The organism is Bradyrhizobium manausense, from assembly GCF_018131105.1.
In the GTDB taxonomy this organism is placed as follows: Bacteria; Pseudomonadota; Alphaproteobacteria; order Rhizobiales; family Xanthobacteraceae; genus Bradyrhizobium; species Bradyrhizobium manausense_B.
Genome location: NZ_JAFCJI010000002.1, coordinates 959,570 through 979,940, shown reverse-complemented (window position 1 = coordinate 979,940; position 20,371 = coordinate 959,570). Strand labels below are relative to the sequence as shown.

Genomic DNA, 20,371 nt, shown 5'->3' with positions numbered 1-20,371 from the left:
GCAGAGACGGACGACGGCTTCCGCTTCTGGCACCTAGCAGTCCTCCGGGCTTCGCCAAACGATTGCTGCGGCTTATGGGTCCCGGATCTGCGCTTCGCTTGTCCGGGACGACGGCGGAGATTGACGCGCGCGCTCGCACATCAACCTCGCAACCGTCAATCCCGCCGGCGCTACTCCGCGGCCTGCTCCCGCAGCTCCGCCACATCCTTTGCCGTCAGCTTCGAGCCCTTCGCGCCGAACCTTGCCGTCACGTAGTTCGCCACCGCCGCGATCTCGTCATCCGTATACGCATCGCCGAACGCCGGCATCGACAGGGCACCATCGGGTGTGTGCCGCCTGGTGCCTGATATCACGATCTGCGCGACGTTGGTGGCGGCGGGGTCGTTGACGGCCCAGGTGCCGGTGAGCGTTGCCATCGGTGACACCGGGCTTTCGCCACTCCAGCCGTGACAGCTGGCGCAGGCGCCGGCGAACACCTTCTTGCCGCGCGCGTCTGCCGTCACGCCGTCCTTGTGCGAGGCCGGTGCGACCGGTGCCGTGGTGGCTGGCAGATCAGGCGAGGGCACCGGCGGCACGCTGCGCAAATACACAACGATGCTGCGGATATCCTCCGGCGCGAACTGGCTGAAGCTGTGGTCGACCGCTTCACCCATCGGCCCCGAGGCCGAGCCATGGCCCGGTGCGTGGCCGAGCGACAGATAGGCGATCAGATCCTCGTCACGCCAGTTGCCGAGACCGGTGGCCTTGTCGGACGAAATGTTGAAGGCGTGCCAGCCGGCCGTGATGGCGCCGGCGAACTTCTTGCGGTTGTCGAGCGCGAAGCCGAGATTGCGCGGCGTGTGGCACTCGCCGCAATGCGCCAGCGCTTCCGCCAGATATGCACCGCGATTCCATTCCGGGCTCTTCGAGGTATCAGGCGCGAAGCGCGTGTCCGGATTGAACACGGCCGACCAGAACATCATCGCCCAGCGCTGGTTGAACGGGAACGACAGCGTATTGTCGGGCGCCTTGGCGCGCACCGCCGGCAGGCTGAACAGATAGGCCTTCACCGCCAGCACGTCCTCGTCGCTCATGTAGGTGTAGGACGTGTAGGGCATCGCCGGATAGAGCCGGGCGCCGTCATGACGCTTGCCGCGCTGGACCGCGTTGAGGAAATCCTGGTCGCTGTAATTGCCGATGCCGGTGTCCTTGTCCGGCGTGATGTTGGTGGAATAGAGCGTGCCGAACGGAAGCCTGAAGGCGAGCCCGCCGGCATAGTCCTTCTCGCCGGGCTTGGTGTGGCAGACCATGCAGTCGGCCGCCTTCGCCAGATATTCGCCGCGTTCGACCATGCCGGCCTTCTCGAGCCGCGCCGGCACGCCCGTGGGCTTGCCGGCGCGGTAATCCGCCAGCGCCACTTTCGTGCCGCCGGCAAAATCGAGCGGGCCCGGCCCGCGGATGACGAAGACGCCCAGCGCTGCCGCGACGATGGCGATCACGACCAGGCTTGCAAGGATACGCATTGTCCTGGTCATGCCTTCTTCCCCGCCGCCAGCAGTTTCCGATCGATCGGCAGGCGCCGCAGCGTCACGCCGGTTGCAGCAAGGATCGCGTTGCGCAGCGCAGGCGGTCCGGCGTTGACGCCGGCCTCGCCGATGCCGCCGGGCGCTTCGCCGCTCTTGACGACGATGACTTCGATCTTCGGCGTCTCGTTGATGCGCATCATGCGGTAGTCGTGGAAATTCGATTGCTGCACGCGGCCCTTGTCGATGGTGATCTCGCCATAGAGCGCGGCGGTGAGGCCGAAGACGAGGCCGCCCTCGATCTGCGCCTTCACCGTGTCAGGGTTGACCGCGATGCCGGTATCGACCACCGAGGTGACGCGGCGAAGCGTGATCTCGCCGAAATCGTCGATCTCGGCTTCCACGACGGTCGCGATGAAGCTCGCGAATGACGGCTGCACGCAGACGCCGCGGCCGACGCGCGGCGGCAGCGGCTGGCCCCAGCCGGACTTTTCAGCGACCTGGTTGAGCACCGCGAGCATGCGCGGGTTCTTAGTCAGCATCGATTTCCGAAATTCGATCGGATCCTTGCCGGCCTTGCGCGCAAGCTCGTCCATGGCGCATTCGACCGCGAACACGTTGTTGTTCGGACCGACGCCGCGCCAGAAGCCCGTCGGTACCGACAGCGGCTCGGCGCGGACATATTCGACGTGGAAATTGGCGAAGTCGTAGGGCGCGTCGACCGCCGCATCGACCGCGTCGATGTCGATACCTTTCTGGAACGCCGGCGGCAGCCAGCGCGCCAGCACGGCGGAGCCGGCGACCTTGTACTTCCAGGCCGCGACCTTGCCGTCGACCAGCGATGCCGTGATCTGGTCGCGATAAACAGGACGATAGACATCGTGCTGGATGTCCTCCTCGCGGGTCCAGATCACCTTGACGGGATAGTCGACCTGCTTTGCAATTTTCACCGCCGCGATCACCATGTCGGGCTCGAGCTTGCGGCCGAAGCCGCCGCCGAGCAGGTGCTGGTTGACGATCACCTTGTCGACCGGGAGGCCGGCGGCCTTGGCTGCCTCGGACTGCACCCGCGTCATGATCTGCGTGCCGGTCCAGATCTCGCAGGAATCCTTCGTGACCCGCACCGTGGCGTTGATCGGCTCCATCGACGCATGCGCCAGGAACGGCAGCTCGTAGGCCGCCTCGAACTTGTCGCCCGTTGCGAGCGCCTTGGCGATGTCGCCGGTGGATTTCGCGACCGCGCCGTCCTTCGTGCTGGCGTCGCGCAGGTTCTGCCAGATGTCCCGGGAGCTGATTTTCGCGTTGGGGCCCTCGTTCCACTCGATCTTGAGCGCTTCGAGACCTTTCTTCGCAGCCCACATATGGTCGCCGATCACGGCGACGGCGTCGTCGAGCACGACGATCTTGCGCACGCCGGCGACCTTCGTCGCGGCGCTGTCGTCGACCTTGCCGACCTTGCCGCCGAACACAGGGCAATTGGCGATCGCGGCGATCTTCATGTCGGGCAGGATCGCGTCGATGCCGTAGAGCGCCTTGCCGTTGACCTTGTCGGGCGTGTCGAGCCGCTTCAGCGGCTGACCGATCAGGACGAAATCCTTGGGATCCTTGACCGCGACGTCCTTGGGCGGCGTCTGGCCCTGCGCGGCGAGCGCCAGCTCGCCATAGCCGAGCTTGCGGCCGCTCGCGGCATGGGCGACCTCGCCCTTCGATGTCGTGCAGCTTGCGGGCTCGACGCCCCACTGGCTGCTTGCAGCCTGCACCAGCATCGCGCGCGCGGTCGCGCCGGCCTTGCGCAGCGGCATCCACCAGGCGCGGATCGAGTTGGAGTTGCCGGTGACCTGGAGGCCGAAAGTAGGATTAGCATAGAGCTTGTCGTTGGGCGGCGCATGCTGCACCTCGACCTTGCTCCAGTCGGCATCCAGCTCCTCGGCAAGCACGGCCGAGATCGACGTGTAGGTGCCCTGGCCCATCTCGACCTGGGGCATCATCAGCACGGTGCGGCCGGTCGCGTCGATGCGTATGAAGGCGTTGGGTGCGAACTTGCCCTCGGTCACATCCTTCTGCGGAGGCTCGTTGGCGGCTGCGCGCAGCGGCAGATGGAAGGCGAGCAGGAAGCCGGTGGCGAGACCGCCGGTCAGGAGCGCGCGGCGGGAGACGTTGGGAAGAGCCTTGTCGGTGATCATGGCGGACCTCACGACTGGCGACCGGAAGCGGCCTGCTTGATGGCCTCGCGGATGCGCACATAGGTGCCGCAGCGGCAGATGTTGCCTGCCATCGCGGCATCGATGTCGGCATCGTCAGGGTTGGGGGTGGCCGCCAGAAGTGCCGCGGCCGACATGATCTGGCCGGACTGGCAATAGCCGCACTGGATCACTTCGGCGTCGAGCCAGGCCTTCTGTACCTTCGCGCCGGCAGGGGTGCTGCCGACATGCTCGATCGTGGTGATGGCGTGGTTCGCAACGGCGCTGACCGGCAGCACGCAGGAACGCACCGCCTTGCCGTCGATGTGCACGGTGCAGGCGCCGCATTGCGCGATGCCGCAGCCGAACTTGGTGCCGGTCATTCCGAGGATGTCGCGCAGCACCCACAGCAGCGGCATGTCGGGTGGCGCGTCGAACGATCTGGTTTCGCCGTTGATGGTGAGTGTCGTTGCCATGTGCATCCCCTTGCTCGCCGATCGCTTGCGGTGATCGGGCCGGCGAGATTTTCGCGCGACCATAATCATAGCGATGCGAAACGATGAAGCTTCCAGATTCGCAGCAATGCATATCTGCGCGGTTGGCGCGTCAGGCCATGACGTTCACGAATTTGTGCGGGAATTTCCGCGACGGTTTGGGCTAGTTGATATGATAAGCGTCATTTTCTGGCGTATTTTCGTCACGCGCGCCATGAACCGCCGCAGACGATCGTGCGAACGTGCAAAATCATGCGATGGCGAAAGTCGTGCGATTGGGAAATCGGTGGCGACGAGCACGTCGGAGATGATTGTGCCCTCTCCCCTTGTGGGAGAGGGCAGCGACGTCAGCAGACACAAGCACGTTGGGGTGAGGGGTCTCTATCCGCATACGACCCTCTCACATACGTGAGCAGATCAGCCCGCGGAGACAGACCCCTCATCCGGCGCTACGCGCCACTTCTCCCACAAGGGGAGAAGGAAGAGGAGCATGCGATTTCGGAATAGTAGAATTATGCACCTGTTTTGCCCGACGCGTCAAGCTGCGTCGTGGCCTGCCGGTACGAACCATCGATGCCCCACGCTACGGTGCATGGGGTTGTTTTCGAGTTTTGGTTGAGAGCAGCGGCTAGCCCTGCCGAAAACCCATCCGGAAGGCGCCCCAGTGCTTGCCGCGGACCACGATAGGCGAGGACAGATCCTTCATCAGCACGAACTGCCCGCCGCCCATGTCGCGGCGATAGGTCTGGAGCAGGAACGGCTTTGTGTTGGCCGCGACCTTCTTCACCGCGCGATCGGTGAACAGGCGGCGGTTGCGGCAATTGGCGTTGTTCCAGACGGGGTCCTTGCCCTGCGGCAGCCGATAGTTCGGATTGTGCGTCGGCAGATAGCCGCCCTTGGCCCAGGCGACGCAGAACACGATGCGAGGATCGGATTTCTGGATCGGATCCTGGATGGCGGGCAGCACGCGGTCGGTGAAGTCGACATAGGCGGTCTTGTACTGCCTCGGATCGCTGCCGGCGATCTCCCGGTAGTCTTCGTCCATGAGCTGGTCGAGCGTGATCTCGCCGCGCGCGACTGCGGCCTCGAACTCGGCCGAGATCCGCTTCGCGGTCTCGACGACGACGCGGATCAGCGGCGCATCCGACGTCTCGACGCCGCTGTCGGCGATCAGGGCGATCAGGCCTTCGGAGGTGTCGAGCAGCTTTGTCACGCGCTGGTCGGCGCTCCTGAGATCGCGCGAGGAGAGGTCGACGCCCTTGGCGAGTTCGTTGAGCTCGCTGATCACGGTGTCGCAATGGCCGAGATTGGAGGTCGCCGCGCGCGTGACGCTGTCGATCTCGGCTTCCACCGAGGCAAAGCCCTGCTGGACGCGCGAGATGATGCCGGAGATCTGCTGGGCCCCTTCGCCGGCGGTCTTGGCGCGCTGCGAGGCGTCGCTGCTCTCGCCGATCAGGCCTTCGATCTGGCCGTCGAGATCGCGCACGGTGTCGGAGATCTGGTGCGTGGCCTGCCGGGTCGCCTCCGCGAGGTTCTTGACCTCGCTTGCGACCACGGCGAAGCCGCGTCCGGCACTGCCGGCCCGTGCGGCTTCGATGGTTGCGTTCAGCGCAAGCAGGTTGGTCTGCTTGGCGATCGCCTCGATCGAACCGGAGACTTTTGCCACCTGCGCCAGCGCGGAGCCGACGGCGCCCAGCCGCGCCTCGATCCGCTCCACCGCCGCGACGAGCTCGGAGATGTGGCTGACCGCGGTATCGACTGCGTTGCGCGACTGCGCGATCTCGCCGACCGCGGCCGATGTGGTCGATTGCACCGCCTGCGAGGCGTTGGCGATGTCGTGGTTGGCGGAGACCATGGTCTCCGCGGTCTGCTGGAGGTGGTGGAACCGCTCCGACTGATTGGAGACGCGATTGGCGACCTCCTGGACGTTGCCGGCGATGTCGGCGAGCTCGACCCCGAGGCCGCCGATGCGGTCGGCGAGCTGGTCGATCAGCCGTTCGGCGAGCGTCCGGTTGGACCCAGTGTCCATGACGGCAAGTTGTGCGAGGGACATGTTACGGGCTTCCTCAACTCGGGGCCGTCCATCGGCTCACCGCGGCATTCCCATTCCAATTCCAACCTTAGAGGATGATTCGCATCCGGCGTCTTGCCTGAGCGTGCACTACAGCTTGTAGGCCGTGCGAAATCCACCCCAGTGCCGGCCCTGCACGCGGATCGGAACATCGATCTCGCGCATCATCACCGTGTTGCCGTTGCCCATGTCGCGCGCATAGCTCTGGATCAGGTACGACCGCAGATTGTGCGCGGCCGCCAACCCCGCCGGATCGTTGAAGATGCGGCGGTTGCGGCTGTTGGCCGTGTTCCAGGCGGTGTCGCCCGGTCGCTGCGCATGCGAATAGACCTTGTTGTGGACCGGCAGGAAGCCGTTGCGATCGACCATGGCGCAGAACGCCATGCGCGGTTCCTTGGCGAGGAAGGCCTCCTGGAACGGCGGCAGCGCGCGGTCGGCCCAATCGAGATATTTCGTGCGGTATTGCTGCGGATTGCTGCCGGCGATCTCGGCGTAGTCCGTGTCGAAGAGATGGTCCATCTTGACCTCGCCGCGCGCGACGGCCTGCTCGAAGATTCGGGTCAGCGCGTTGCCCGCCTCCATCGCGCGGGTGACGAACTCCGTGTTCTCCTCGTGGATCGACCAGAGCTTGTCTTCGATCTTTTCGCGCAGCTCGGCAGCTGGGCTGACGAATTGCGTGCGTGCGCCGGCCGTGGACTGCTCGATCACGCGCAGGCGGCAGGCGCCGACGCCTTCGAGCGTGCCGTCGATGATGGCTTGCGGCGCGAGCCGGTTTGCTTCGGCTCCGCCGATCAGCACGCCGTCCATCGCGATATCGTAGACCGGCAACACCCCGCGCGCGCTTTCCAATTTGAGATGGCATGGCAGCCGCTCGGTCTTGCGGCGGTCATCGTGTTCGCTCTGTTTGAGCAGCACGGCGCAACGCGATTTCAGCTTCCGTGCGAAGGTCGTCACGGCCTTGCCGGCGCTGGCGACGTTCTCGCCATGGGTCTCGGCGGCCTTGGTCGCCGCGTCGATCTCGGCGGCGCTCTCGCCGACCGAGATGATGAACTGCGATGCGCTGCTCGCGTTGCCGGAGACCTCATTGGTGGTCGCGTTCTGCTCGGCCACCGCGCCGTTGACGGTGTCGAAGACAGGGCGGATCGCCTCGATCGCCTGAGAGATCCGGTGCACGGCGTCCGCGGAGCCCGCGGCATCGCGCTGGAGCGCGTCGATCTTCCTGGAAATCTCTTCCGTGGCTCCCTGCGTCTGCACTGCGAGGGCCTTTACCTCGGTGGCGACGACCGCAAAGCCCTTGCCGGCCGCACCGGCGCGCGCAGCCTCGATGGTGGAGTTGAGCGCGAGCAGGGTGGTCTGCCGCGCGATCTGGGCGATCAGATTGACGACGTTGCCGATCGCCGCGGAGGATTCGCGCAGGCGGTCGACATTTTCACGCGCCTCCTGCGCCGCGGCGCTTGCCGCATCGGCGAGCTTGCCGGCCTCGCGGACCTGCGCGCCGATGCCTTGCGCGGACTGGGTGAACTTGTCGGCGGCATGGGCAAAGCCCGAAGCGTTCGACTGCGCGGCATTGGTCCGCCCGGTCAGCGCGTCGGTGCGCTGGCGGATATCCGCGAGCGTGGCCGCAGTCGCCTCGGCGCCGCCCGCGACCGAATTGGCGGCGCGCTCGAGTTGTCTGATCATAGCGCCGAGCTCGAGTTCCAGCAGTTCCAGGATCTCCCGGGCCGAATCGACCTCGGCGGCCGGAATTGCCCCCGAATGGGCCGCCGGCAAGGCGGTTTGCGGAGCTGCCGCTGGCATGGCCAATTCGGGCCGGCGCTTCCGGGAAATTGCGAACGCCATTGGGTCAACTCTTGTCGGGAGGTGGGCGGACGCTATTTTCGCCGGTCGGAATGAAATCAGGGTTAACGATGCCTGACTTCCGGCACATGCCACTACGTTATTACCTTAAAGTATGAGAGGCTCTTTCATTCCGGTGGGCGGGCGGCCTATAAGGCCGCGCTTCCCCACGCTCACCTTTGGCGCACGATTCCCTAGAGAAGATCACGCATGGCCGGACATTCCCAATTCAAGAACATCATGCACCGCAAGGGGCGGCAGGATGCCCAGAAGTCGAAGCTTTTCGGCAAGCTGGCACGTGAAATCACCGTCGCAGCCAAGCTCGGGACGCCTGACCCCAACATGAACCCGCGCTTGCGTGCAGCCATCATCGCGGCGCGCCAGGAAAACATGCCGAAGGACAATATCGAGCGCGCGGTCAAGAAAGCGCTTGGTAATGACGGCGAGAACTATGACGAGATCCGCTACGAAGGCTATGGCCCCGGCGGCATCGCCGTCATCGTCGAGGCGTTGACCGACAACCGCAACCGCGCCGCCTCCGACATCCGCTCCTTCTTCACCAAGTCAGGCGGCAATCTCGGCGAAACCGGCTCGGTCTCGTTCATGTTCGACCGCACCGGTGTCATCGAATACGACCGCAGCGTCGCCGATGACGATTCGGTGCTGGATGCCGCGATCGAGGCCGGCGCCGACGACGTGGTGTCGGGTGAGGGAGGCCACGAGATCTACGCCTCGACCGAAGGCTATCGCGACGTTGCCAAGGCGCTCGAAGCCAAGTTCGGCGAGCCGCGCAAGGCCGCGCTGATCTGGAAGCCGCAGAACACCGTCGCGGTCGACGACGAGACCGGCGAGAAGCTCTTGAAGCTGATGGATCTGCTCAACGAGCACGACGACGTCCAGCACGTCTACGCCAATTTCGAGGTGTCGGACGCGCTGATCGCGAAGATCGGCGGGTAAAGGCGCGAGACGGCCTTTCCCCGGGGACTTCTGTTCTGTTTCTGTTTCGCTATTATGGGCCAACCGCTATCACTGGCCCATGACCGCGCTCCCGATTCGCCAACCCGTTCGCATCATCGGCATCGACCCCGGCCTGCGCCGCACCGGCTGGGGCGTGATCGAGGCCGATGGCAACCGGCTGATCTACATCGCCTGCGGTTCGGTGGAACCGCCGGACGATCTGCCGCTGGCGAGCCGGCTGCTGGCGATCCATGAGGGCCTCGCGGCCATTCTCTCCAATCACCAGCCGGTGGAAGCCGCGGTCGAGCAGACCTTTGTGAACAAGGACGGCGTCGCGACGCTGAAACTCGGACAGGCCCGTGGCGTCGCCATGCTGTCGCCCGCGATGTTCGGTATCTCTGTCGCCGAATACGCGCCGAACCAAGTGAAGAAGACGGTCGTCGGCGCGGGCCATGCCGACAAGCAGCAGATTGCAATGATGCTGAAGATCTTGCTGCCCAAGGCCGAGCCGCCGTCAGCGGACGCTGCCGACGCACTCGCCATTGCCATCACTCACGCCCATCATCGCCAGAGTACGGCGCTTCGGCTGAAGGTGGCGGGACTATGATCGGCAAGCTCAAGGGTTTGATCGATTCCTACGGCGAGGATTTTGTCCTCCTTGACGTCGGCGGCGTCGGCTACCAGGTGCATTGCTCGGCGCGGACGTTGCAGCATCTGCCCGCGCCGGGTGAAGCCGCCGTGCTGTCGATCGAGACTTATGTCCGCGAGGACCAGATCAAGCTGTTCGGCTTCCGCACCGACCAGGAGCGCGAATGGTTTCGCCTGCTCCAGACCGTGCAGGGCGTCGGTGCCAAGGTCGCGCTCGCCGTGCTCGGCACGCTGGCGCCGGCCGATCTCGCGAACGCAATCGCCCTGCGTGACAAGGCTGCGGTGGCGCGCACGCCCGGCGTCGGGCCGAAGGTCGCCGAGCGCATCGTCACCGAGTTGAAGGACAAGGCGCCGGCCTTCGCCAATGTCGATCCGGCCGTCGTGCATCTCGCCGGCGCCGTCGACGATCAGCGCGCGCCAAGACCGGTCGCGGATGCGATCTCCGCGCTGGTCAATCTCGGCTATGGTCAGCCCCAAGCGGCTGCGGCGATCGCATCCGCCTCGCGCAGCGCCGGTGAGAATGCCGAAACGGCGCAACTCATTCGTCTCGGCTTGAAGGAACTCTCGAAGTGAGCGATCCCAAGGCCAATCGCATGGTCTCGCCCGAGCGCCGCAGCGACGATGTCGGCGACACCGCGCTGCGTCCGCAATCGCTGTCCGACTTCGTCGGCCAGCAGCAGGCGCGCAAGAACCTCTCGATCTTCATTGAGGCGGCGCGCAAGCGCGGCGAGGCGCTGGATCACGTGCTGTTCGTCGGTCCCCCCGGTCTCGGCAAAACCACGCTGGCGCAGATCGTTGCGAAAGAGCTCGGCGTCGGCTTTCGCGCCACCTCGGGGCCGGTGATCGCCAAGGCCGGTGATCTCGCTGCGTTGCTCACCAATCTCGAAGAGCGCGATGTGCTCTTCATTGACGAAATCCATCGTCTCAACCCGGCGGTGGAAGAGGTGCTCTATCCCGCGATGGAGGACTTCCAGCTCGACCTCATCATCGGCGAGGGGCCGGCGGCGCGCTCGGTCAAGATCGAGCTGTCGAAATTCACTCTCGTCGGCGCCACCACACGCGCCGGACTGCTCACCAATCCCTTGCGCGATCGCTTCGGCATTCCGGTTCGCCTCAATTTCTATACGATCGAGGAGCTGGAGAGCATCGTCACCCGCGGCGCGCGCGTGCTCAATGTCGGCATGAGTGCGGATGGTGCCAACGAGATCGCTCGCCGCGCCCGTGGCACGCCACGCATCGCCGGCCGTCTGTTGCGCCGCGTCCGCGATTTCGCGTCAGCGGCTGATGCAGCCTCGATCGATCGCAAGATTGCCGATCATGCGCTGAGTGCGCTCGAGGTCGACGCCGCCGGCCTTGACGCTATGGACCGCCGCTACCTTACGACCATCGCGATGAACTACGGTGGCGGCCCTGTCGGCGTCGAGACGATGGCGGCCGCGTTGTCCGAGCCGCGCGATGCGATCGAGGACATCATCGAGCCCTATCTGATCCAGTGCGGCTATCTCCAGCGCACTCCGCGCGGTCGCCTGCTCACCTCCCACGCTTTCCGCCACCTCGGCATCGCCGAACCCTCGCGCGATGCCGCGGCGCAGTTCGGCCTGTTCGGCACTGATGACAGCGACGAGTGACCTGCCCAGGTCGCTATTTGCTCTAGCTGTCATGAACTTTCGGTAATCCCTGTGCTGATGATCTGCACAAGCGCACCCCAATTCCGCTCCAATCGGACCGCATCACGGAAGCGTATCTGAAGCAGGCTTCCATGATCACTCGGCGTCATCTCATCCGTTCCGTCGGCGGTCTTTCCGCGCTCGGCATCTCGACGGCCGCCTATGGCGTCGGCGTCGAGCCGGAACTGCGGCCGCGCATCACCCGCTATCGTCCGACCCCGCGACAATGGCCTGTGGACGTGCCGCTGAAGATCGCCGTGATCGCCGACATCCATGCCTGCGATCCCTGGATGTCGCTGGAGCGGATCGAGGCCATCGTCGACCAGACCAACGCGCTCAAGCCCGATCTCATCGTGCTGCTCGGCGACTACGTCGCCGGCCACCATTATGTGACGCGGTTCATTCCGTCCGATGAATGGGCCAGGGTGTTGACGGGCCTCAGGGCCCCGCTCGGTGTTCATGCGGTCATGGGCAATCACGATTATTGGGACGACAAGACGGTGCAGCGAGCGGGGCAGGGGACGCCTGTTGCCCATCGCGCGCTTCAGGCTGCCGGCATTCCTGTTTACGACAACGATGCCGTGCGCCTCGCCAAGGACGGTCGCTCGTTCTGGCTCGCCGGTCTCGGCGATCAGCTCGCTTATGCGCCGGCGCAACGCTACGGCCGCGCGCGTCGCTTCGGTGCCGACGATCTCACCGCGACGCTCGCAAAGGTCACCGATGATGCGCCGGTGATCCTGCTCGCGCATGAGCCCAACATCGCCTGGCGCGTGCCCGGGCGCGTCGCACTACAGCTCTCCGGTCATACCCATGGCGGCCAGGTTCGTCTGTTCGGCTGGTCGCCGGCGCTCCCGAAGCAATATGCCGCGCAGCTCGCCTATGGGCACTTTCGGTTGAACTGCGACGTCATCGTTTCCGGCGGTCTCGGTTGCAGCATATTTCCTGTCCGCGTCGGGGTGCCGCCTGAAATCGTCGAGGTGACGCTCGGGCGGGTGCCGGCGATAATCGTGTCGTAGCCGCGCTTGCGCTGCCGGCCGTTTTTGCGCAAAACGGGCCGGTAGCGACAAGCAAAGAGGCTCGCGACGTGACAGCTCATCTCGACGGCGAGATCCGCGACGGCCGCCACCACATGCAGGTCCGCGTCTATTACGAGGACACGGATTTCTCCGGCATCGTCTATCACGCCAATTATCTGCGCTACATGGAGCGTGGGCGCACCAATCATCTGCGGCTGATGGGCGCCGAGCAGCAGGCGCTGTTCGAGCAGCCCGAGACGGAAGGCTCCGGTTTTGCCTTCGTGGTGCGCTCGATGCATCTGGATTTTCTCAAGCCGGCGCGGATGGACGACGTGCTCGACGTCGTGACCTGGCCGGTCGCTGTGAAGGGCGCATCGATCATGCTGGCGCAGGAGGTGCGGCGCGGCGAGGACGCGCTGGTGAAAGCCGAGGTCCGCGTCGCCTTCATCAGCGGCGGCCGCGCGCAGCCGATCCCCAAATCGATCCGCACGCTGATGAAAGCCGATCTGATTTCGTGATCGCCCGATAGGAGATCGCCTCTCGACTCCATCGCCTGCAGAGATAGATTGCGGTCCCGCACATCGATGAGGCTCCCATGTCGCGCCCGCCGCTTCCGCCCTTCACCCGAGAGACCGCCGCGCAGAAGGCGCGCATGGCCGAGGATGCCTGGAATTCGCGCGATCCGGTGCGGGTTTCGCTCGCCTATACCGAGGACAGCCGCTGGCGTAACCGATCCGAAGTCTTCCAAGGCCGCGAGGCGATCGTCGCGTTCCTCACCCGCAAATGGGAGAAGGAGCAGGAGTATCGCCTGATCAAGGACCTCTGGGCCTTCGACCAGAACCGCATCGCGGTGCGCTTCCAGTACGAATGGCACGATGCCGGCGGCCAATGGTATCGCTCCTACGGCAACGAGCAGTGGGAGTTCGACGAGCACGGCCTGATGCGGCGTCGCGAGGCCTCGATCAATGACATCGCGATTGCGGAGAAGGACCGCCGGTTTCATTGGGCCGCGCCGGGGCCGAGGCCAGCGGATGTGCAAGGGCTGGGGACGGATCCGTTCTGATCATTTCGGCGAACGGCGCTGTTTCTACCTTCTCCCGCAAGGGAAGAGGAGCCCCGCGGCTTAGAGCGCCGTACGCCTCGCCAGAAACCTCGTAATCGCCCCGCCCAGCTTTGCGCGGTCCATCGGCTCCGCCAGGGACTGCCTCGCCGTGGCGACGACGTCATCCGGTGCCTTGCCGTTGCGCAGTTCGCAGCAGACTTGCGCGAACTCCACGTCGAATTCCGGATGCGGTTGCACCGTCAGTGTCGCGCCATTGGCGTAGAGCAGGCCGGCATGCGGCGTGAAGTCCGACGAGAGGATCGTCAGCGCATCATCAGGCGGCTCGATCACCTGGTCCTGATGCGAGCAGGCGATCGCGATCTCGGTGCCGTCGACGACGCCGTTCTCCGGTAGCACCTGATAGACGTGCCGGCCGATGCCCCAGCCCTTCTCGGACTTGCGCACGGTGCCGCCGAGCGCCTGCGCGATCAGCTGATGGCCGAAGCACACGCCGACCATCGGCGTCTTGTTGGCGTACGCTGAGCGCACGAAATCTTCCAGCGGCGCGATCCAGTCGAGCCCGTCATAGACGCCGGCGGCAGCACCGGTGATCAGCACGGCCTCGAGCTTGCCCGGATCGGGCAGCGCGTCGCCATTCGGAATGCTGACGACATCGACCGTGGCGTCCGGATCCTCGGCGCGGACCATGCGCTCGAACATGTCCGGAAACGAGCCATGCTGCTCGCGATATTTTGGCGGGACCTGCCCTGTCTCGATGATTGTGATGCGTGCCATTGTCCTCACCTAAGAGATCGGCCTTATCCATGCAAGCGTTCGATCATCCGGACGCGGATTGATCGTCGAATTCAGCAAGCGATTTTCGCACAGTCTCGACCAGATCGAGCGCCACCGGAGAGGGGCTGCGCTGCGCGGGAAACACCGCGGAGAACTCGAAGTCGATACGGGGCAGGAAACGGCGCACGACGACGCCGCGGGTGGAGAATTCCTGTGCGGTGAAGGGATCGCAGATCGCGACGCCGAGTCCTGATGACACCAGGCCGCACATGATCTCCGACAATGCGGTCTCCACGCGCAGCACGCGTCGGACGTCGTGGCGATGGAAGACCTGGTCGACGAGATGTCGGCTCGACGACCCTGATGACAGCGAGATGAAAGTCTCGCCCTCGAAGTCGCGTGGCTCCAGCACTTGCTTTTCTGCGAGGCGATGACCGGTCGGCAGCACCGCGACACGTGCGGGCGCCGGCAGCTTCTGGCTGGGCAGGCCGGAATGCGCGATCGGCACCTCGGCAAAGCCGATGTCGCACTGGTTGTTCAGCACCCAATCGACCACGATCGGCGAGATCACGCCGAAGAAGGCCAGGTTGAGGTTCGGCCGCTCCTTCAGGAAGCGACCTGTCAGCCGCGGCAGAAAGCCGTTCGACAGCGCCGGCAGTGCCGCGATCCGCAGCGAGCCGGTGCGGCGGCCGCGGATTTCCTCGGCTGCGGCGGTGATGCGTTCGAGGCCGACGAAGGACCGCTCGACCTCGGTATAGAGCGCCATCGCTGCCGCGGTCGGCACCAGGCCGGTGCCGCGCCGCTCGAACAGCTCCATTTTCAGCAGCGCCTGGAGATCGCGCAGCAACCGGCTGACCGCCGGTTGCGTGACCGTCATCAGCGCCGCCGCCTCGGTCACGCTGCCGGTGAGCATCGTCGCGCGAAACGCTTCTATCTGCCGCGAATTGATCCGGGCCATCCAAGATACCATTCATAACATTCTGGCATGCAGAGGGTGCCATTATTCATTGGACGATGGAAGGCGGGGTTTGCGATCTTTTTCATCAGAGCTGGAGACGGCCCGCTTTTTCGGCACCTTGGAGGCGTTCAAACCTCTAAATCGCGCCAAAATCCGCTGAACAGGGACCGGAGCCCTGATCGGACGGGCGGCGCGGAAGGAAATGCGGAAGGTGCTTTGGCTAGCGAGACTTGTCGGCACGTCACCTCATTCCGGTATGGAGATCGGACCACATGAAGACTCTCAGCCTTCTGACCGCGGTCAGCATCGCGGCGCTCGTCGCCGCTCCAGCTTCGGCCCAGCAAAAGACGCTCTACGTCGCCGGCTACGGCGGCTCGTTCGAGAAGACCATCCGCGACGAGGTGATCCCGACCTTCGAGAAAGAGAATAACGTCAAGGTCGAGTACGTCGCCGGCAATTCCACCGACACGCTGGCAAAACTCCAGGCGCAGAAGGGTAACCAGCAGATCGACGTCGCCATCGTCGACGACGGCCCGATGTACCAGGCGATCCAGCTCGGCTTCTGCGGCAAGCTCGACGGCCTGCCGGCTGCCGATCTCTACGACACCGCGCGCTTCAAGGACGATCGCGCCGTGGCGATCGGCATCGTCGCGACAGGCCTGATGTACAACACCAAGGTGTTTGCCGAGAAGGGTTGGGCGCCGCCGACCTCGTGGAACGATCTGAAGGACACGAAATACGCCAAGCAACTCGTGATCCCGCCGATCAACAACACCTATGGTCTCGAAGCGCTCGTGATGCTGTCGAAGATGAACGGTGGCGGTGAGAGCAATGTCGAGTCCGGCTTCAAGATCTTCAAGGAGCAGATCAATCCGAACGTTCTCGCCTATGAGCCGTCTCCGGGCAAGATGACCGAGCTGTTCCAGTCCGGCCAGGCCGTAATCGCGGTGTGGGGCACGGGCCGCGTGCAGAGTTTTGCCAACACCGGCTTCCCCGTCGACTTCGTCTACCCGAAGGAAGGCGCGGCAACGCTGCTGACGACGGCGTGTCCGATTGCCAAGCCGAACGCCTCGCCGCTGGCATCGAGCTTCGTGAAGATGCTGCTCGATCCAAAGATCCAGCTCGTGATGCTGAAGGACTACGGCTACGGCCCGGTACTGAAATCGCTGAAGGTGCCGCCCGAGCTCGGCAAGATGGCCCCCATCGGCGATCGGGCGGCCAAGCTCTATAATCCGGACTGGACCACCATCAACGAGAAGCGCGAAGAGTGGACCAAGCGCTGGAATCGCGAGGTCGAGCGCTGACCTGATCGTCCGGAGCGGAGACAGCGTATGGTCTATCTCGAGCTTGATCGGGTCGCCAAGCAGTTCGGCCCGCTGACTGTCGTCGATGACTTCAGTCTCGCGGTGGGCAAGGGAGAGTTCATCTCCTTCCTCGGCCCGTCCGGCTGCGGCAAGACCACGACCTTGCAGATGATCGCGGGCTTCCTCGATCCCACGCGCGGCGCGATCCGCCTGGAGGACAAGGATTTGACCGCGATCCATCCGGCAAAACGTGGACTCGGCATCGTGTTCCAGAGCTACGCGCTGTTTCCGCATATGACCGCGGCGGAGAACGTCGCATTCGGCCTCGAGATGCGCGACGTATCGCGTGCTGAGAGAGCCGAACGCGTCCGTGCCGCGCTCGCGATGGTGGGCCTCGCCGGTTACGAGGACCGCCATCCCCGCCGCATGTCCGGCGGCCAACAGCAGCGCGTGGCGCTGGCGCGTGCGCTCGTGATCAAGCCGAGCGTGCTGCTGCTCGACGAACCACTGTCCAATCTCGATGCAAAGCTGCGCGAGGAGATGCAGATCGAGCTGCGCCAGATTCAGCGCACCATCGGCACCACAACGATCCTGGTCACCCACGACCAGAACGAGGCGATGTCGCTGTCCGACCGTATCGTGGTGATGAGCCAGGGCCGCATCGAGCAGATCGGCACACCACAGGACACTTACGAGAAGCCGGCCTCGGCCTTCGTCTCGCAGTTTTTGGGCAAGACCAACGACTTTGCTGGTACGATCGACAGAACCGCAACACCGGCGCGGCTGGTGGCGGGCTCCTGGAGCGCGCCGGCGCCGGCTGGGCTCAGCGGTCCTGTCACTGTCAGCATTCGCCCAGAGAGAATCGGCTTTGGCGATGCCGGCCTCAGCGCAAAAATCGTCACACGCATCTTCCAGGGCAATCACTGGCTGTTCCAGTGCGACAGCGAATGCGGCCCGGCGATCGTGATCCGCCAGAATGACGGCAAGCCCCAGCCGGCCGAAGGCGAGGCTGTGCGCCTGACCTGGCGGCCCGAGGACATGAGTGTGCGCGCGAGGGCCAGCGCATGAGCGCGGCCGCCCACGAGCGCAGTGCGCGCGCGCCATGGGTGCTGACGGCGCCCGCCTTGATGCTGTTCGTCGGCGTGCTGCTGATTCCGCTTGCGATGACCGTGATGTTGTCGTTCCACGACTGGGGCCAATACAAGGGCATCGAACCGGTCTTCATCCTCAAGAACTGGAAGGAGATCGCGACCGATCCCTATTACGCCGAAATGTTCTGGCGGACGTTTCGGATCGCGATTCTGACCACACTCCTGACCGCCCTGTTGGGGGCGCCCGAAGCTTACATCCTCAATCGCATGAGCGGCCGCTGGAAGAGCCTCTTCCTGCTGGTTATCCTCGGCCCGCTGCTGATCTCCGTGGTGGCGCGCACGCTCGGCTGGGCGCTGCTGTTCGGTGGCAATAATGGCCTCGTCAACAAGCTGCTGATGTCGCTCGGTGCGATCCGCTCGCCCATTCCCTTCATGTTCACGGAAACCGGCATGGTCGTCGCGCTCGCGCATGTGATGATGCCGTTCATGGTGCTGTCGGTGTGGGCGGCGCTGCAGCGCCTCGATCCGCAGATCGAGAGCGCGGCGATGTCGCTCGGCGCGGGCCCCGTGACCATCATCCGCCGCATCATCATGCCGCAGATCATGCCGGGTGTGCTGTCGGGCGCGATCATCGTGTTCTCGCTCTCGGCCAGTGCCTTTGCGACGCCGGCGATCATCGGCGGCCGCAGGCTCAAGGTCGCGGCGACGCTCGCCTATGACGAATTCCTCAATACGCTGAACTGGCCGCTCGGGGCTGCGGTCGCAACGCTGCTGCTGGTCGCGCTCGTGCTGATCGTCGTCGGCAGCAACGCGCTGATCGAACGCCGTTACGCGGAGGTGTTCCGATGAGACGGAATGGCCCGCTGGCGCTGATCTTCCACACCATCTTCGTCACCGTGATGGTGGCACCGATCCTGGTGGTCTGCCTCGTCGCCTTCACGCCTGAAGGTTTCCTGTCGCTGCCGACCAACGGCTTCTCGCTGCGTTGGTTCAGGGCGATTGCGGACTATCCCGAATTCATCCATGCATTCTGGATCAGTCTTGGCCTCGGCACGCTGTCGTCGTTCGTGGCGCTGCTGTTCGCGGTGCCGGCGGCGCTGGCGATCGCGCGCTATCGTTTCCGCGGCCGCGACGCGCTGGCTGCGCTGTTCCTGTCGCCGTTGATGATCCCCCATGTCGTGCTCGGCATCGCCTTCCTGCGTTTCTTCACCTCGGCGGGGCTCGGCGGCAGTTTTACGGCGCTGATCATCGCGCATGTCATCATCGTGTTTCCGTTCGCGCTGCGGCTGACGCTGGCGGCCGCGACCGGCATGGACCGCACGGTCGAGATGGCGGCGGTCTCGCTCGGTGCCGGCGGCTGGACGCTGTTTCGCCGCGTGACCTTGCCGCTGATCTTGCCTGGCGTCATCAGCGGCTGGGCGCTCGCCTTCATCCAGTCCTTCGACGATCTCACCATGACCGTCTTTCTCGCGGCGCCCGGCACCGAGACATTGCCCGTGCGCATGTTCCTTTATATCCAGGACAACATCGATCCGCTGGTGACGTCGGTCTCGGCCTGCGTGATCGCTGTGACCATGACCGCCCTCATTCTGCTCGACCGTTTCTACGGGCTCGACCGCGTGCTCGCCGGCAAGGGCGATGCGGGACGATAGGAGAACTCATGCCCAAAGATTATGACGTCGCCGTCGTTGGCGGCGGGTTGCTTGGCTCTGCGATTGCCTGGGGCCTCGGCCGACTTGGCGAGAGCGTCGCCGTGCTCGACGAGGGCGACATCACCAAGCGCGCCTCGCGGGCAAACTTTGCGCTGGTTTGGGTTCAGAGCAAAGGCCTGGGCATGCCCGCCTACACAGTCTGGACCGTGCAGGCGTCGCAGGCATGGGGTCGGCTTGCCTCGGAGCTGAAGCAACAGACCGGCCTCGACGTTTCCCTTCAGCAGAACGGCGGTTTCCATCTCACCCTTGGTGAAGATGAATTCGGCCAGCGCACCGAGCTGGTCAAGCGAATGCACAACCAGACGGGTGCGGCCGACTACAAGATGAAGATGCTTTCGGCCTCCGAGGTGAGGAAGTCGCTGCCGCTCATCGGACCGGAGGTTTCCGGCGGCAGCTTTTGTCCGCTCGATGGCCACGTCAACTCGCTGCGAACGTTCCGGGCGTTCCACACCGGCTTTAAGGAATTTGGCATTGATTATTTTCCGGAGCGGCCGGTTTCCGCGATCAGCAAGAGCGGCGGCGAATTCCGGCTGACCACGCCGCAGGGCGAGCTGCGTGCCGCCAAGATCGTGCTTGCGGCCGGCAATGCCAACCAGACGCTGGCGCCCATGGTCGGCCTCTACGCGCCGATGGGCCCGACCCGTGGCCAGATCGTGGTCACTGAGCGCACCATGCCGTTCCTGCCGCATCCGCTGACCACGATCCGCCAGACCGACGAGGGCACCGTGATGATCGGAGACAGCAAGGAGGACGAGCTGGATGATCGCGCGCTGAAACATTCGATCAGCGCCGTCATGACGGATCGCGCGCAACGCATGTTTCCGCATCTGTCGCGGCTGAACGTGGTCAGAAGCTGGGCCGGCATCCGCGTGATGCCGCAGGACGGTTTCCCGATCTACGATCAGTCGGAGACACATCCCGGCGCCTTCGTCGCGTGCTGCCATTCCGGCGTGACGCTTGCCTCCAACCACGCCTTCGAAATCGCGCGCATGGTGGCGCAGGGCGCGCTCGAGCGGGAGCTGGTCGGCGCGTTCTCCGCCAGTCGTTTCGGCGGTGCGGGCGCAGCGAACAACAGCGGCTATTAGAGATATCAAGGAG

At 64.7% G+C, this 20,371-nt stretch carries 19 protein-coding genes; 12 read left to right on the top strand and 7 right to left on the bottom strand.

The genetic code is table 11. The features are described 5' to 3' along the window. Positions 1–170: 170 nt before the first annotated feature. The 5 genes from JQ631_RS24910 to JQ631_RS24890 all read right to left on the bottom strand — a co-directional run bounded on the left by JQ631_RS24910 (position 171) and on the right by JQ631_RS24890 (position 8,086). Complete coding sequence (locus JQ631_RS24910) at positions 171–1,514, bottom strand: cytochrome c (protein ID WP_212330385.1); 1,344 nt, start codon at positions 1,512–1,514, stop codon at positions 171–173. Then, on the bottom strand, positions 1,511–3,685 hold the full coding sequence (locus tag JQ631_RS24905; protein WP_212330383.1) for a xanthine dehydrogenase family protein molybdopterin-binding subunit: 2,175 nt from the start codon (positions 3,683–3,685) through the stop codon (positions 1,511–1,513). The genes JQ631_RS24910 and JQ631_RS24905 overlap by 4 nt, the downstream gene beginning before the upstream one ends. Before the next feature lie 8 nt (positions 3,686–3,693). Further along, positions 3,694–4,158 (bottom strand): (2Fe-2S)-binding protein, encoded by a 465-nt coding sequence (locus JQ631_RS24900; protein WP_212330381.1) that lies wholly within the window; start codon positions 4,156–4,158, stop codon positions 3,694–3,696. Positions 4,159–4,804: 646 nt separating this feature from the next. Further along, positions 4,805–6,229, bottom strand: coding sequence for a methyl-accepting chemotaxis protein (locus JQ631_RS24895; RefSeq protein ID WP_212330372.1), 1,425 nt, complete (start codon positions 6,227–6,229; stop codon positions 4,805–4,807). Between the two features lie 108 nt (positions 6,230–6,337). Then, a complete protein-coding gene (locus JQ631_RS24890; protein ID WP_212330370.1) occupies positions 6,338–8,086 on the bottom strand; it encodes a methyl-accepting chemotaxis protein in 1,749 nt (582 codons plus the stop codon). A 207-nt stretch (positions 8,087–8,293) separates the two neighbouring features. On the opposite strand from JQ631_RS24890, the gene JQ631_RS24885 reads away from it, so the two are divergent. The 7 genes from JQ631_RS24885 to JQ631_RS24855 all read left to right on the top strand — a co-directional run bounded on the left by JQ631_RS24885 (position 8,294) and on the right by JQ631_RS24855 (position 13,434). Further along, on the top strand, positions 8,294–9,040 hold the full coding sequence (locus JQ631_RS24885) for a YebC/PmpR family DNA-binding transcriptional regulator (protein ID WP_212330368.1): 747 nt from the start codon (positions 8,294–8,296) through the stop codon (positions 9,038–9,040). A 79-nt stretch (positions 9,041–9,119) separates the two neighbouring features. Next, complete coding sequence (ruvC, locus tag JQ631_RS24880; RefSeq protein ID WP_212330360.1) at positions 9,120–9,647, top strand: crossover junction endodeoxyribonuclease RuvC; 528 nt, start codon at positions 9,120–9,122, stop codon at positions 9,645–9,647. Beyond that, positions 9,644–10,261, top strand: coding sequence for a Holliday junction branch migration protein RuvA (gene ruvA, locus JQ631_RS24875; RefSeq protein ID WP_212330358.1), 618 nt, complete (start codon positions 9,644–9,646; stop codon positions 10,259–10,261). Before ruvC ends, ruvA begins: the two co-directional genes overlap by 4 nt. Next, positions 10,258–11,316: a Holliday junction branch migration DNA helicase RuvB gene (ruvB, locus tag JQ631_RS24870; protein ID WP_349645022.1), complete on the top strand. Its 1,059-nt coding sequence runs from the start codon at positions 10,258–10,260 to the stop codon at positions 11,314–11,316. The genes ruvA and ruvB overlap by 4 nt, the downstream gene beginning before the upstream one ends. Positions 11,317–11,447: 131 nt before the next feature. After that, complete coding sequence (locus JQ631_RS24865; RefSeq protein WP_212330356.1) at positions 11,448–12,371, top strand: metallophosphoesterase; 924 nt, start codon at positions 11,448–11,450, stop codon at positions 12,369–12,371. Between the two features lie 68 nt (positions 12,372–12,439). Further along, a complete protein-coding gene (gene ybgC / locus JQ631_RS24860; RefSeq protein ID WP_212330354.1) occupies positions 12,440–12,889 on the top strand; it encodes a tol-pal system-associated acyl-CoA thioesterase in 450 nt (149 codons plus the stop codon). Between the two features lie 77 nt (positions 12,890–12,966). Continuing rightward, the gene (locus tag JQ631_RS24855; RefSeq protein WP_212330352.1) at positions 12,967–13,434 is read left to right on the top strand and encodes a nuclear transport factor 2 family protein; all 468 of its coding nucleotides are present in this window, start codon (positions 12,967–12,969) and stop codon (positions 13,432–13,434) included. Between the two features lie 60 nt (positions 13,435–13,494). On the opposite strand, the gene JQ631_RS24850 is transcribed toward JQ631_RS24855, so the two are convergent. Both JQ631_RS24850 and JQ631_RS24845 read right to left on the bottom strand, forming a co-directional pair. Continuing rightward, complete coding sequence (locus JQ631_RS24850; protein ID WP_212330350.1) at positions 13,495–14,208, bottom strand: type 1 glutamine amidotransferase; 714 nt, start codon at positions 14,206–14,208, stop codon at positions 13,495–13,497. Between the two features lie 43 nt (positions 14,209–14,251). Beyond that, on the bottom strand, positions 14,252–15,166 hold the full coding sequence (locus tag JQ631_RS24845) for a LysR substrate-binding domain-containing protein (RefSeq protein WP_212330348.1): 915 nt from the start codon (positions 15,164–15,166) through the stop codon (positions 14,252–14,254). A gap of 272 nt (positions 15,167–15,438) precedes the next feature. Between JQ631_RS24845 and JQ631_RS24840 the strand changes: the two genes are divergently transcribed. The 5 genes from JQ631_RS24840 to JQ631_RS24820 are packed head-to-tail and all read left to right on the top strand — an operon-like array spanning position 15,439 to position 20,358. After that, entirely contained in the window at positions 15,439–16,470 is a 1,032-nt protein-coding gene (locus tag JQ631_RS24840; RefSeq protein WP_212330346.1) for an ABC transporter substrate-binding protein, read from the top strand. Positions 16,471–16,497: 27 nt separating this feature from the next. Further along, the gene (locus tag JQ631_RS24835; protein WP_212330344.1) at positions 16,498–17,538 is read left to right on the top strand and encodes an ABC transporter ATP-binding protein; all 1,041 of its coding nucleotides are present in this window, start codon (positions 16,498–16,500) and stop codon (positions 17,536–17,538) included. Beyond that, positions 17,535–18,410: an ABC transporter permease gene (locus tag JQ631_RS24830; protein WP_212330336.1), complete on the top strand. Its 876-nt coding sequence runs from the start codon at positions 17,535–17,537 to the stop codon at positions 18,408–18,410. Before JQ631_RS24835 ends, JQ631_RS24830 begins: the two co-directional genes overlap by 4 nt. Then, the gene (locus JQ631_RS24825; RefSeq protein WP_212330334.1) at positions 18,407–19,213 is read left to right on the top strand and encodes an ABC transporter permease; all 807 of its coding nucleotides are present in this window, start codon (positions 18,407–18,409) and stop codon (positions 19,211–19,213) included. Before JQ631_RS24830 ends, JQ631_RS24825 begins: the two co-directional genes overlap by 4 nt. An 8-nt stretch (positions 19,214–19,221) precedes the next feature. Further along, the gene (locus tag JQ631_RS24820; RefSeq protein WP_212330332.1) at positions 19,222–20,358 is read left to right on the top strand and encodes an NAD(P)/FAD-dependent oxidoreductase; all 1,137 of its coding nucleotides are present in this window, start codon (positions 19,222–19,224) and stop codon (positions 20,356–20,358) included. The last annotated feature ends 13 nt before the right edge of the window (positions 20,359–20,371 follow it).